Consider the following 13,856-nt stretch of genomic DNA (forward strand, 5'->3'; position numbering starts at 1 on the left):
CTGAAAATTAAGGCCGTCTGAAAATTAAGGCCGTCTGAAAATTAAGGCCGTCTGAAAATTAAGGCCGTATGAAATTTAAGGCCGTCTGAAAATTAAGGCCGTCTGAAAATTAAGGCCGTCTGAAAATTAAGGCCGTCTGAAAAATTAAGGCCGTCTGAAATTTAAAGGCCGTCTGAAAATATTCAGACGGCCTGCCGAATGCCGAAGTTATATTTAAATTTACGCTTGAGTTGAATACCGAATATGAAAACACTTGACGATTGGTTGTCTCATCTGGAAACCGCACACAGCGCCGGTTTGATTGACATGGGTTTGTCGCGCGTCGGCGAAGTGAAAACGCGCATGGGTTTGGTGCCGCAATGCCCGGTGATTGTGGTGGCGGGAACCAACGGCAAAGGTTCGGTATGCGCTTTTTTGTCGCATATTTATTCGCAGGCAGGCTATAAAACCGGCACGCTGACCAGCCCGCACCTGTTGCGTTTCAACGAACGGATTGCCGTCAATACCGAGCCGGTATCGGATGAGGCCATTACGGCTTCGTTCGAGCGTATCGAAGCGGCGCGCGGTGATATTTCGCTGACTTATTTCGAATTCAATACCTTGGCTGCGGTTGATGTGTTTATGCGCGAAAAAGTCGACGTGATGATTTTGGAAGTCGGCTTGGGCGGCCGTTTGGACGCGGTGAATATTTTTGACGCGGATTGTGCGGTGGTGACGTCTGTCGATCTGGATCATCAGGCGTTTTTGGGAGACAACATCGAAGCGGTGGCTTATGAAAAAGCAGGGGTGTTCCGCCCGTTTAAACCTGCGGTTTGCGGCCAGAATCCGCCGCCCGAGTCGCTGAAAAAGCATGCCGAAGACATTCAGGCGGATTTGTTGTTGATTAAAGACGATTTCAGCCTGACCAAGCTGGAGCAGCAGCAATGGTCGTTCTATTTCCATCCGCAAGAAGCGGTATCGCATTTTGCCGAAGGGTTCAAACGCAACCGCAATGCGCTGCCGATTCCCGCTTTGCGCGGCAGCTACCAATTGGGCAATGCGGCTTGTGCTTTGGCGGTGTTGGAATGTATGAATGCGGTTTTGCCGGTGGACATCGGCGCAATCAAGCGCGGTTTGCTGCTGGTCAATAATCCCGGCCGTTTCCAAGTATTGCCCGGCCGTCCGCTGGTGATTTTGGATGTCGGCCACAATCCGCATGCAGCCCGTGCGTTGCGCCAAAGTCTGATTGCATTGCCGTTTGCCGAAAAACGGATTGCCGTATTCAGTATTTTGGCCGACAAGGATATAGACGGCGTGTTGGAAACCGTGAAAGACCAATTTGACGAATGGTATATCGCACCGCTGCACCTGCCGCGCGGCATGAGTGTGGAAGCGTTGAAAAACAAGCTGGCGGAGCATGATATTGCCGACAATGTCAAAGCATTTGAAAACATTCAGACGGCCTATCAGGCTGCTTTGGCGGTTGCAAAGGAAAATGATAGAATTACCGTTTTCGGTTCATTTCATACCGTTGCCGAAGTGTCTGCAACGCTGTAACAGGATTTCCACATGGCACATTACCGTCCATCATTAAACGAATATGAAAAGCTTAAACGGAAAAACCGCCGCCGCTTGGTCGGTGCTACGGTTATGGTGGTGTTTGCAGGCGGCCTGCTTGCCGCAGCGTTAAGCCGGAGTGACGGTGAAAACGCAGAGATAGCGGTTGAGCAGGCAGCCGGCCAGAAAACCGATGCAGTGCCTTCGGAATCTCCTGTTATCCAAATCAATGACCAGCAAGTGGCCGGAGCGGAAAAGCCGGCTGCCAATGAAAGTCCGAATACGGAAGTTCCGCAGCCGCAAGGCGGCAAGTTGAAGCAAACCGAGCTGGACAATCCTTTACTGAATCCGGTTGAAGCGCAAACCGCTCCTTTGGCGGATTCCGAAGATTCTTTACATGATACGGCGGAAGCCGAGCCGGCCCAAACCGCCAAACCGGCAGTCAAACAGCCCGAACCGGCGAAACAGGCGGAAGAGCCTGAAGCCGCGCCGCCCGTCGTCATTATCAACAACCGTGCCGATACACAGAAGCCGGTTCAGGCAGACACACCAACCGCAGAGCGTAAAAATATCAAACAAGCCGTTGCGCCGGCAGAAACCAAGAAAACAGTAGAAACGCCGGCAAAAACCGTTCAAAACGCCAAACCGTCCGAAGCCAAACCGCAAGCAGATAAAGAGCGTTTGGAAGCGGAAAAACGCAAAGCCGAAGCAGACAAGCGTCAGGCCGAGCAGGAAGACGCACGCAAAAAAGAGCAGAAGCTGAAAGAACAGCAGGCTAAAGCGGAGGCGGAAAAACGCGCCGCAGAAGCCGCCAAAAAACAGGCGGAACAGGCCAAACAAGCCAAAAGCAGGCAAGACAAACAAGAATCCCAAAAGAAAAACGCACAAGATGTGCTGAACAACAAATCGGCAAAAGCGGTAGCCAAAGATCCGCAAGCGATTTTGGAAGGCAAAGCCCAGATTCAAAAGGGCAAAGCGATTATTCAGGCAGGCGCATACAGCAACCGCGAACAGGCCAAGCAGGTTCAGCAGCGTTTAGCCAATCTCGGTATCAGCGCCTACATCAGCGAAGCCGATACCAGTAAAGGCAAAGTTTACCGAGTGCGCACCGTTGCGTATCCCGACCGTCAGACGGCCAATAAGGCCTTGGGTCATATACGCCAACAAGGCATAGACGGCTTGGTGATAGGTCAGCAGTGATGGCGGTGTTCGATATTGTGGCTTTACTGGTGGTGGCCGTTTGCGTTGTGATTTCGCTGGTGCGCGGTGCCGTTGCCGAAATTGCCGCTTTTTTCAGGTGGATTGCCGCATTTGTGGCGGCCAAAGTGTTTGCCGCTCCTTTTGCCGAAATCGCTTTCCATTCGGTCGAACCGCGCCAATTGGGCGTGGTTTTGGCTTTTATCGCCGTATTTTTTGCCGCATGGCTGATACAGCATTTTTTAATCGGTTTGCTGACGGCAGCGGTTTCCGCCGTCGGTTTGGGCGGTGTCAACCGTTTGTTGGGCGGCCTGTTCGGTGCCGCAAAAGGCGTATTGTTGGTCACTTTGGCCGTGTTGGTGTGTTCGTTTACCGATTTGCCGCAAACCGAAGGTTGGCGTTTGTCGGTCAGCGCGCCGTATTTTGAGGCATTGGCCGCAATGGCCGTGCCGTATCTTCCTCCGGTGGTTGCCGAGCAGATACAGAATCCTTTGCTTTAATTTTTGGAGAAGTCGATAAATGTGTGGTGTATTAGGTTTAGTCAGTCATCAGCCTGTGAACCAAAGTCTGTATGACGGCCTGCAGATGCTGCAGCATCGGGGTCAGGATGCCGCAGGCATTGTTACGGCGGCAGGCAATATGTTTCATATGCACAAAGGCAAAGGGATGGTTCGCGATGTTTTCCGAACCCGCAATATGCGCGACCTTGTCGGTAATGCCGGTATCGCGCACGTCCGCTATCCCACCGCAGGCAATGCCGGCAGCAGCGCGGAAGCACAACCGTTTTATGTCAGCTCGCCGTTCGGTATCGTTTTGGCGCACAACGGCAATCTCACCAATACCGAAGAGCTGTATGCCAATGTTTGCCACAAACATCTGCGCCACATCAACACCCGTTCCGATTCGGAAGTGCTGTTAAACGTGTTTGCCCACGAATTGCGCAAAGAAATCAGCAATTCCGGTTCGGTCAATTTAAGCGTAGACAATATTTTCAATGCCGTTACCCAGCTGCACAAGCAAGTGCGCGGCGCATACGGTGTTGTCGCGCTGATTGCCGGCTACGGCATGGTGGCATTCCGCGACCCGTTCGGTATCCGCCCATTGTCTTTAGGAAAGCATATTGACGAAAACGGCAAAAAGTCTTATGCCGTCGCTTCCGAATCCGTTGCTTTCAACAGCTTGGAATTCGATTTGGAACGCGATATTGCCCCGGGCGAAGCCGTTTTCGTTACTTTTGACGGACAATTCTTCTCACGCCAATGTGCCGAATCGCCGAAATTAAGCCCCTGCCTGTTTGAATACGTTTATTTCGCCCGTCCCGACTCCGTGATCGACGGCGTTTCCGTTTACCAATCACGCGTTAACATGGGCGTATCGCTGGCGGAAAAAGTGAAACAGGAATTGCCCGTTGACGACATCGACGTCGTCATGCCCATTCCCGATACCAGCCGCCCCAGCGCAATGGAGTTGGCACACCACTTAGGCAAACCTTACCGCGAAGGCCTGATCAAAAACCGCTACATCGGCCGCACCTTCATCATGCCCGGCCAAGCCACGCGTAAAAAATCAGTGCGCCAAAAACTCAGCCCGATGGAATCCGAATTCAAAGGAAAAAGCGTTTTATTGGTGGACGACTCCATCGTACGCGGCACTACCAGCCGGGAAATCGTCGAAATGGTACGCTCGGCCGGCGCGCGTAAAGTCTATATCGCCTCCGCCGCCCCCGAAGTCCGGTTCCCGAACGTGTACGGCATCGACATGCCGACCCGCGAAGAATTGATTGCCAACGGCCGAACCGCCGTCCAAGTAGCCGAAGAAATCGGCGCCGACGGCTGCGTATTCCAAGATTTGCAGGAGCTGAAACGCGTTGTCCGCGTGTTGAATCCCGCCATCGAATCCTTCGACGATTCCTGTTTCAGCGGAGAATATCCGACCGGAGACATCGACGAAGCCTATTTGCAGCGGCTCTCTTCCGGCAAATCCTCCTCCGCCGCTGCGCAGGTTCAGGCAGGGCAGATGGAACACAGCATCCGCATCAGCGATTCCGATGAAGAGGAATAAACCGGGTCCGGCATAAACAAAGGCCGTCTGAAAACCAATCGGGTTTTCAGACGGCCTTACAAAATTCAGACGGCCTTACAAAATTCAGACGGCCTTACAAAATTCAGACGGCCTTACAAAATTCAGACGGCCTTACAAAATTCAGACGGCCTTACCAAAATTCAGACGGCCTTACAAAATTCAGACGGCCTTACAAAATTCAGACGGCCTTACAAAATTCAGACGGCCTTACAAAATTCAGACGGCCTTACAAAATTCAGACGGCCTTACAAAATTCAGACGGCCTTACAAAATTCAGACGGCCTTACAAAATTCAGACGGCCTTACAAAATTCAGACGGCCTTACAAAATTCAGACCTAAAAATTCAGACGGCCTTACAAAATTCAGACGGCCTTACAAAATTCAGACGGCCTTACAAAATTCAGACGGCCTTACAAAATTCAGACGGCCTTACAAAATTCAGACGGCCTTACAAAATTCAGACGGCCTTACAAAATTCAGACGGCCTTACAAAATTCAGACGGCCTTACAAAATTCAGACGGCCTTACAAAATTCAGACGGCCTTACAAAATTCAGACGGCCTTACAAAATTCAGACGGCCTTACAAAATTCAGACGGCCTTACAAAATTCAGACGGCCTTACAAAATTCAGACGGCCTTACAAAATTCAGACGGCCTTACAAAATTCAGACGGCCTTACAAAATTCAGACGGCCTTACAAAATTCAGACGGCCTTACAAAATTCAGACGGCCTTACAAAATTCAGACGGCCTTACAAAATTCAGACGGCCTTACAAAATTCAGACGGCCTTACAAAATTCAGACGGCCTTACAAAATTCAGACGGCCTTACAAAATTCAGACGGCCTTACAAAATTCAGACGGCCTTACAAAATTCAGACGGCCTTACAAAATTCAGACGGCCTTACAAAATTCAGACGGCCTTACAAAATTCAGACGGCCTTACAAAATTCAGACGGCCTTACAAAATTCAGACGGCCTTACAAAATTCAGACGGCCTTACAAAATTCAGACGGCCTTACAAAATTCAGACGGCCTTACAAAATTCAGACGGCCTTACAAAATTCAGACGGCCTTACAAAATTCAGACGGCCTTACAAAATTCAGACGGCCTTACAAAATTCAGACGGCCTTACAAAATTCAGACGGCCTTACAAAATTCAGACGGCCTTACAAAATTCAGACGGCCTTACAAAATTCAGACGGCCTTACAAAATTCAGACGGCCTTACAAAATTCAGACGGCCTTACAAAATTCAGACGGCCTTACAAAATTCAGACGGCCTTACAAAATTCAGACAGCCTTACAAAATTCAGACGGCCTTACAAAATTCAAAACGCTTTTCAAAACAATCCTTATGTTTAAGGCCAGAGCCAAGCCCAAACGCGGCGGCCTTCGCTTTGCAGTATGGAAAAGGTGCGGCAGGCGGACGGGGTGGACATGCTTTCCAAGCCGACGCCGTTGGCGGCCAATTCCGCTACCATTTTCGGGTGGAGGAAAATCTGTTTGTCGCCGGTGCCGACCAAAATCACTTCGGGGGGGACGGTACCGCGGATGGCGTTGAGGAAATCTTCGGTTTGCAGCTCGGTCGGAGCGGCTTGCGGTAATGTGTTAACGGATTGTTCCGTAATGCAGATGGGACGGGTGTAGGGACGGTGGTCGACTTCGACGGTGCCGTTGCCGTAGGAGGTAATGCTGCGGCCGCCGTCATTGGAATTTTCTTGTATCAACATCGTGGTTTCCGTAAAGCTTGGTGTAAATTTAGTGCAAAAATGGGGAAAATCGGCTAAAATCAAGCCCTTTTGTGAAAAATTACCCGCTGTATAGTAGCATACAACGGCTTGAAGGAGAGGCAATGAAGCCAATTAATATCGGTATTTTGGGTTTGGGCACAGTCGGCAGCGGTACAGTCGGCGTTTTGCGCAGCAATGCGGCAGAAATCAGCCGCCGTCTCGGACGTGATGTTAATGTATTTATGGTTTCGACGCGGAATGCGGAAAAGGCTCGGGAAGTATGCCCCGAATCGACTTTGGTAACCGCTGATCCTTTTGAAGTCGTGCGCCATCCCGACATCGACATTGTGGTTGAAGTGTTCGGCGGTACGGAAATTGCCAAAGATTTGGTTTTGGAGGCGATTCAAAACGGCAAGCATGTGGTAACGGCGAATAAGAAATTGTTGGCGGAATACGGCAACGAAATTTTTGCTTTGGCCGAACAGAAAAACGTGATGGTGCAGTTTGAAGCGGCGGTTGCGGGCGGTATTCCGATTATCAAAGCCTTGCGTGAAGGCTTGGCGGCCAACAATATCCGTTCGATTGCCGGCATTATTAACGGCACGAGCAATTTTATCCTGACCGAAATGCGCGAAAAAGGCAGCGCATTTGCCGATGTATTGAAAAAAGCGCAGGAATTGGGTTATGCGGAAGCCGATCCGACTTTCGATATCGAAGGTCATGACGCGGGGCATAAGATTACCATTATGAGTGCGTTGGCATTCGGTACGCCGGTGAATTTCAATGCCTGCTATCTGGAAGGCATCAGCAAGTTGGACAGCCGCGATATCAAATATGCGGAAGAGTTGGGCTACCGCGTGAAGTTGCTGGGTATTACCCGTAAAACCGAAAAAGGTATCGAGCTGCGCGTTCATCCGACGCTGATTCCGGAAAGCCGCCTGCTGGCCAGCGTAAACGGTGTGATGAATGCGGTGCGCGTGGATGCGGATATGATCGGCGAAACGCTGTATTACGGTGCGGGTGCCGGCTCTAAGCCGACTGCCAGCGCGGTGGTGGCGGATATTATCGACATCAGCCGCCTGCTGACTGCGGATCCGGGCAACCGTGTGCCGCATTTGGCTTTCCAACCGAGCCAAGTGAAGCCGCAAAATATGCTTGGTATGGATGACATTACCAGCAGCTATTATTTGCGCGTTCAAGTGAAAGACGAGCCGGGCGTGTTGGGCCAGATTGCCAATATTTTGGCCAAAGAAGGCGTGTCGATTGAAGCTTTGATTCAAAAAGGCGTGTTGGATCAAACCGATGCCGAGATCGTGATTCTGACGCACAGCACGGTTGAGAAAAACATCAACACCGCTATTGCCGCGATGGAAGCTCTGGAGTGCGTACACGGGCCGGTAGTGATGATCCGCATGGAGAGCCTGCATGGTTGAGCAAACGCCTGATTCTTTGGAACAGGAAGAAAAAAAGCGTAAGGCTAAAGCGAAAATCCGCACCATCCGTATTTGGTTTTGGGTGGTGATGTCTCTATTGCTGGGCTTTTACTTTTTATCGCAATGTGCACTGTCCAAGCCGAAGGCCAAGCAGGCGATTGTCGAATCGTGTATTAAAAACGTGCCGTTTTCCGAAAAATGGCAGGCCGATTTGAAAGCCAACGGCTTGGAAGGGAAGTCCGAACAGGTAATCGGCGATTACTGCGTGTGTATGTGGGACGAGCCTTTGGAAAAGCTGACCGAAAAGCAGATTCAGTCGTTCAGTAAAATCAGTGCGCAGGAGCAGTTGGCGCTGCTGGGCGGCGTGGCGGCGTTTGAGCAGCGCGACAGGCAATGTATTGCCGCTTTGCGCAAATAAGCTGTGCGCCTGCTCGGGCAGGATAACGAGGCCGTCTGAAAAATCAGCCAGTTTTTCAGACGGCCTTTGCTTTGCCGGTTTGCTTGAGGGAAACGAATCGGGTATGTTTACAGCCTGAACAGTATGATAAAGGAGGATAACGGTGGATTTGCACGATATACGCGAAGATTACAGCAAGCAGGATTTGTCGGAGTCGGACTGCGACGACAGCCCGATTGTGCAGTTTGAGCGTTGGCTGAAAGAAGCCATGCACGCGGAAGTGAACGAGCCGACTGCGGTCAACGTGGCTTCGGTCGGTGCGGACGGCCGGCCGCAAAACCGTATGGTTTTATTGAAAGAAGTGAATCAAAACGGTTTCGTCTTTTTTTCGAACTATCACAGCAAAAAAGGCCGTGCGCTGGAAGCCAATCCGTTTGCCGCGATGACTTTTTTCTGGCCGGAATTGGAACGGCAGGTGCGGATTGAGGGTCGTATTGAAAAACTGTCGGAATCCGAATCGGACGCATATTTTGAAAGCCGCCCTTATACCAGCCGTATCGGAGCGTGGGCGAGCGAGCAGAGTACGGTAATCAAAGACAAAACCGTGTTGGTTACCCGAGCCGCTGCCGTCGGTTTGAAACATCCGCTGCATGTTCCGCGGCCGCCGCATTGGGGCGGATATGTGGTGATTCCGGATTATGTCGAGTTTTGGCAGGGACGGCCGAGCCGTCTGCACGACCGTATCCGCTACCGCTTGGAGCAGGGAGTGTGGATACGCGAACGTTTGGCGCCGTAAGCAGACTGATTTCAGATAAGCATGATTTTTCAGACGGCCTTAACGCAATAGGCCGTCTGAAAATTTCATAGGACAGAAAACAGAGGATACGATGAAACACAACAAACCTTTTCCGCGCGTTTTAACTATTGCCGGATCCGACTCCGGCGGCGGTGCAGGCATACAGGCCGACTTGAAAACATTCGGTGCGCTGGGCGCATACGGTGCGAGTGTGATTACCGCCGTAACCGCCCAAAATACCACCGGTGTGCAGGGCGTTTATGTGATTCCGCCCGAGGTGATCGAGCAGCAGTGCGAGTCGGTGTTGAGCGATATCCGTATCGACGCGGTAAAAATCGGCATGCTGCCCGATGCCGCTTCTATCCAAGCCGTTGCGCGTGTATTGCGCCGTTTCCCCGTGCCGTTTGTGGTATTGGATCCGGTTTTGGTGGCGACATCCGGCGATAAATTGGCGTTGGAAGATACCGTCGGCGTGTTGTGCAGGGAGCTTTTGCCGTTGGCAAGTATTATCACGCCCAATTTAAATGAGTTGGCACAGTTGACGGGTAACTGTTTGGCAGAAAACGAAGCGCAAATGTTGGAGCAGGGCAAACAGCTGTTGGCATTGGGTGCAAAAACTGCGCTGCTGAAAGGCGGGCATTGGGAAAACACTCATGAAGCGCGCGATTGGTTGCTGCAGAAAGATGCCGAACCGCAATGCTTTGTAAACAGCCGCATTCCGACCGAAAATACGCACGGGACGGGCTGTACGTTGGCAGCCGCCATTGCCGCGCTGCATCCGCACCGCTCCGGCCTGCATTTAACCGTTGCTGCCGCTAAAAGTTATCTGCACGGTGCGATTGATGCCGGACAGTATTGGAAACTCGGCAACGGGCACGGGCCGTTGGCGCATTTTTGGCGTACCGTCCGTTAAATGAAGATAACGGTAGGAAGTACGGATAAGTTTGTGCGGTATATGCTTGGCGGAAGCCAAGTCAAAGTGCCAATAAGATTTTGATGTGTTTGAATGTAAAGTGTAATAAGGAGGCCGTCTGAAAATTCAGACGGCCTTTCCGTTTATTTGAGAAATTCATCTACGCCATGACGGCAGCGTGTGGTTTTCCCGTTCAACGTGGCTTGCAGCAGGGCATCGTTTTGCGGCAGCGATGAGCGCGGTGCTTCGTTGTGCCATAAATGATAGGCGATACCGGCGAATTTTAAATTGTGGCGTTTCATGCCGTTGTGGTAGCAGCGTGCGACAAATTCGCTGTCTTCGCGTCCCCAGCCGACAAATTCGTTGTTAAACCCGTTAACCGCTAAGGCATCTTCTCTAAAAAAGCCCATATTGCAACTTTTGATGCCTTTGTGTTTCTGGTTGCCGCAAAAGCCGACCAGTTTAGATAGGGCGGGCAGGCGCAGGGCGGACAGGCGTTTTTCAATGCCGGGGCCGGTGCAGGACAAATGCGGTATTTCGGCGGATTTCAGGATTTTGTCGGTGTATTCCCGGGTAATCAATACCCGTGTTCCTTGAATCAGACGGCCTTTTCGGGCAATGGAAAGGTGGTCTTCGATAAAAAACGTATCCAAAACCATATCGCCGTCAATGATGATCAGGTAGTCGGAGCAGGCGGCGGCGATGGCGCGGTTGCGCGATTGTGCGGCGCGGAAACCGTCGTCTTCCTGCCAGATGTGTTTGACCGGTATCGGGCTGTTTTCAGCAAACTTGCCGACCAGTTCGGCGGTGCGGTGGTCGGAACCGTCGTCGGCAATGAGGATTTCTTTAGGCGGATGGGTTTGCTTTAACGCGGAGGCCATAACCAATGCCAAAGCGTCGGGACGGTTGTAGGTGGTGATAATCAGCGATACGTCTAAGCGGCGGTTGTCGCGTGCCATGCTTTTTCTTTCTTGTGTCAGCCTGTTGAACGGTATGGCTTAGGTTGGGTCGGAGTTGGGCTGCTGTGTATTAAGTGGATAAACAAAGGCCGTCTGAAAATTTCAGACGGCCTTTATTGTAGCGCGTTTTACTTCGCTTGAGCACGGCGGGCGCGGATCACTTCCACCACGCCGGGTAAAATGGAAACGATGATGATTGCACCGAGAACCAGACCCAAGTTGTTTTTCACAATCGGCAGATTGGCAAAGAAATAGCCTGCGTATGAAAACAGCACCACCCACAATACCGCACCGATAATGTTGTAGCGGATAAATTTGCCGTAGTTCATATCGCCCATACCGGCTACAAACGGTGCGAACGTGCGCACAATCGGCACGAAACGGGCAATGATAATGGTTTTGCCGCCGTGTTTTTCGTAAAAGGCATGGGTTTTGTCCAAATAACTGCGGCGGAAAATTTTGGAATCGGGATTGGCAAACAGTTTGGCGCCGAAATATTTGCCGATCATAAAGTTGACCGCGTCGCCGATAATCGCCGCAATCAACAGCAGCAGCACCATCACGTGGATATTCATGCCGCCGACAGCGGCAATACCGCCTGCGGCAAAGAGTAATGAATCACCCGGTAAAAACGGCGTAACCACCAAGCCGGTTTCGCAAAATACGATCAAAAACAGAATCGCATAAATCCATACGCCGTAATCTGCCGACAGGGCGGCGAGATGTTGGTCGATGTGCAGGATAAAATCAATAACAGCGCTAATCACAATAAACTTTCACTATTTTAAGATGGCAAAACGGTTTGCAGGCCGGTCGGATTTCAGACGGCATAAGGTGCACGAAGTTCAACATTTTAAGTGAAAAAGCATAAAACCGCCATGACGGCAGCCATATGCGCCGGCTTGCTGCTATACGCCAAAACAACGTACAATCGCTGTTTTAATGTTTTGACGAAAAAGCACTTGTGAACCAGCTTATTTTTGATTTCGCCGTACAGGAATACCCGGGATTCGACAAATTTCTCGGTACTTCCAACGCCGAACTGCTGCACGTTTTACAGCATCAGCATGGTCAATTTATCTATGTCTGGGGACAGGAGGGCTCGGGTAAAAGCCACCTTTTGCAGGCATGGGTGGCGCAGGCGCTGCAAAACGGCCATAAGGCGGCTTATGTCGACGTTGAAAAATCGCCGCTGACCGATGCCGCATTCGAAGCAGAGTATTTGGCCGTCGACCAAGTGGACAAGCTCAATTCGGAAGAACAGGCATTATTGTTTGCCGTGTTCAATCAAAGAAGAAACAGCGGACGAGGCTTTTTATTGTTTAGTGCGGATGTACCGCCGCAACAGCTGGTGCTGCGGGAAGACTTGCGGACGCGTATGGCTTACTGCTTGGTTTACGATGTCAAGCCTCTAAACGAGCAGGAAAAAATCGATGCTTTGGTCAGTATGGCCGAAGCCCGGCAGCTGACTGTCGATCCGGAAATTTTCGAATATCTGCTGCACCATTGGCGTCGCGATATGGACAGTTTGATGCAGATGTTGGATACCTTGGACAATTATGCGGTGATGATGGGTAAGCGCATTACCTTGCAGCTGCTAAGACAATTATTAAAACAACAGGAAACAGAAACAGAATGAGAAATTTGGCAATTTTTGATTTGGACAACACATTAATCAATACCGATTCGGATCACTCTTGGCCGCAATATCTGATGAATAAAGGCTTGGTTGATGTTGAATACACAAGGGCGCAAAACGATAAATTTTATCAAGATTATCAAAACGGCTGTCTGGATATCGACGCTTTTTTGAAATTTCATCTAGAGCCGTTAAGCCGTTTTTCTATGGAAGAACTGGCGGAAATGCATAAGGAATTCGTTGCCGAATTTATCGCGCCGCATATTTCCACGATGGCCAAAATGCTGGTGCAGAGCCACCGTGACGCCGGTGATGAATTATTGGTGATTTCGTCGACCAACGAATTTATCATTACGCCGATTTGCCACTTGTTCGGCATTGAAAATATTATCGGAACACAGCTGGAAATCGGTGCGGACGGCCGTTATACCGGCAATTATATCGGTACGCCGAGTTTGAAAGAGGGTAAGATTACCCGTTTGAACCAATGGCTGGAAGCGCGCGGCGAAAGCATGGACAGCTACGGTAAGGTTTATTTTTACAGCGACTCTAAAAACGATTTGCCTTTACTGTGTTTGGTTAGCGATGCCGTAGCCGTGAATCCGGATGCCGATTTGCAGCAGGAAGCAATTGCAAAAGGTTGGCCGGTATTGAATTTCAAATAAACTTAAGCATACCTTAAAGCGGGATAAATCCCGCTTTTTTCATGCGGGTATAAAATAATAAGCGAATTGGGTTTTAGACTGATTTTAATTTCATTTTGATTCATTGATTTAGGATTTATGTAAAGAACTGTGCTTGACACAATTAACGCTAGAAAGTATAGTACCGACTTCTTCACGGAGAATTGGCTGAGAGGCTGAAGGCACTCCCCTGCTAAGGGAGCATGTGGGCTTAAACCTGCATCGAGGGTTCGAATCCCTCATTCTCCGCCAGATAATGAAAAAGGGTCTGATTTATATCAGACCCTTTTTCATTATTTATGGTCGGGTACCGTGAAAGCGCCGGATAGGCTTGAGATCAGAGTTGATTTGACCGGGTTTTGCAGGTGCAACACTTTGATCTGTGCGTCATGAATCGTGCTGATAGGAATTTAGTATTTTATTCGGTATCGGGATTCATGAATTTGAAGGATTGATTAGATAGGCCGTCTGAAATTTCAGACGGCCT

13 protein-coding genes and 1 tRNA gene are annotated in these 13,856 nt (G+C 50.3%); 11 read left to right on the forward strand and 3 right to left on the reverse strand.

Features of this window, described 5'->3' with window-relative positions; all coding sequences use genetic code 11:
• Window positions 1-243 precede the first annotated feature (243 nt).
• From folC to purF, 4 genes are read left to right on the forward strand one after another with little or no spacing between them, the layout of a single operon-like run.
• The gene (gene folC, locus EL309_RS09335; RefSeq protein WP_004283552.1) at window positions 244-1,536 is read left to right on the forward strand and encodes a bifunctional tetrahydrofolate synthase/dihydrofolate synthase; all 1,293 of its coding nucleotides are present in this window, start codon (window positions 244-246) and stop codon (window positions 1,534-1,536) included.
• A 12-nt stretch (window positions 1,537-1,548) separates the two neighbouring features.
• Window positions 1,549-2,736 (forward strand): SPOR domain-containing protein, encoded by a 1,188-nt coding sequence (locus tag EL309_RS09340; protein ID WP_004283551.1) that lies wholly within the window; start codon window positions 1,549-1,551, stop codon window positions 2,734-2,736.
• Window positions 2,736-3,233 (forward strand): CvpA family protein, encoded by a 498-nt coding sequence (locus EL309_RS09345; protein ID WP_004283550.1) that lies wholly within the window; start codon window positions 2,736-2,738, stop codon window positions 3,231-3,233. Before EL309_RS09340 ends, EL309_RS09345 begins: the two co-directional genes overlap by 1 nt.
• Before the next feature lie 19 nt (window positions 3,234-3,252).
• Window positions 3,253-4,794, forward strand: a complete 1,542-nt coding sequence (purF, locus tag EL309_RS09350) for an amidophosphoribosyltransferase (protein ID WP_004283549.1) — start codon at window positions 3,253-3,255, stop codon at window positions 4,792-4,794.
• Between the two features lie 1,383 nt (window positions 4,795-6,177).
• Here purF and EL309_RS09355 read toward each other — a convergent pair.
• Complete coding sequence (locus EL309_RS09355; RefSeq protein ID WP_004284826.1) at window positions 6,178-6,549, reverse strand: Mth938-like domain-containing protein; 372 nt, start codon at window positions 6,547-6,549, stop codon at window positions 6,178-6,180.
• A gap of 122 nt (window positions 6,550-6,671) precedes the next feature.
• Here EL309_RS09355 and EL309_RS09360 point away from each other — a divergent pair, with 122 nt between their 5' ends.
• From EL309_RS09360 to thiD, 4 genes are all read left to right on the forward strand, one after another.
• Complete coding sequence (locus EL309_RS09360; protein WP_004284825.1) at window positions 6,672-7,982, forward strand: homoserine dehydrogenase; 1,311 nt, start codon at window positions 6,672-6,674, stop codon at window positions 7,980-7,982.
• Window positions 7,975-8,400: a hypothetical protein gene (locus tag EL309_RS09365; protein WP_004284823.1), complete on the forward strand. Its 426-nt coding sequence runs from the start codon at window positions 7,975-7,977 to the stop codon at window positions 8,398-8,400. The genes EL309_RS09360 and EL309_RS09365 overlap by 8 nt, the downstream gene beginning before the upstream one ends.
• Window positions 8,401-8,542: 142 nt before the next feature.
• Window positions 8,543-9,175, forward strand: coding sequence for a pyridoxamine 5'-phosphate oxidase (pdxH, locus tag EL309_RS09370; protein ID WP_004284822.1), 633 nt, complete (start codon window positions 8,543-8,545; stop codon window positions 9,173-9,175).
• A gap of 91 nt (window positions 9,176-9,266) precedes the next feature.
• Complete coding sequence (gene thiD / locus EL309_RS09375) at window positions 9,267-10,088, forward strand: bifunctional hydroxymethylpyrimidine kinase/phosphomethylpyrimidine kinase (protein ID WP_004284820.1); 822 nt, start codon at window positions 9,267-9,269, stop codon at window positions 10,086-10,088.
• A gap of 143 nt (window positions 10,089-10,231) precedes the next feature.
• Here thiD and EL309_RS09380 read toward each other — a convergent pair whose 3' ends face one another.
• The gene (locus EL309_RS09380; protein ID WP_004284819.1) at window positions 10,232-11,047 is read right to left on the reverse strand and encodes a glycosyltransferase family 2 protein; all 816 of its coding nucleotides are present in this window, start codon (window positions 11,045-11,047) and stop codon (window positions 10,232-10,234) included.
• Window positions 11,048-11,175: 128 nt separating this feature from the next.
• Window positions 11,176-11,814, reverse strand: coding sequence for a DedA family protein (locus tag EL309_RS09385; RefSeq protein WP_004284817.1), 639 nt, complete (start codon window positions 11,812-11,814; stop codon window positions 11,176-11,178).
• Between the two features lie 197 nt (window positions 11,815-12,011).
• Here EL309_RS09385 and hda point away from each other — a divergent pair, with 197 nt between their 5' ends.
• From hda to EL309_RS09400, 3 genes are all read left to right on the forward strand, one after another.
• Window positions 12,012-12,686, forward strand: a complete 675-nt coding sequence (gene hda / locus EL309_RS09390) for a DnaA regulatory inactivator Hda (RefSeq protein WP_004284816.1) — start codon at window positions 12,012-12,014, stop codon at window positions 12,684-12,686.
• On the forward strand, window positions 12,683-13,351 hold the full coding sequence (locus EL309_RS09395) for a histidinol-phosphatase (protein ID WP_004284815.1): 669 nt from the start codon (window positions 12,683-12,685) through the stop codon (window positions 13,349-13,351). The genes hda and EL309_RS09395 overlap by 4 nt, the downstream gene beginning before the upstream one ends.
• A gap of 176 nt (window positions 13,352-13,527) precedes the next feature.
• A tRNA-Ser gene (locus EL309_RS09400) sits at window positions 13,528-13,621 on the forward strand.
• The last annotated feature ends 235 nt before the right edge of the window (window positions 13,622-13,856 follow it).

Origin of the sequence: Neisseria weaveri (assembly GCF_900638685.1) — a bacterium.
GTDB lineage: Bacteria > Pseudomonadota > Gammaproteobacteria > Burkholderiales > Neisseriaceae > Neisseria > Neisseria weaveri.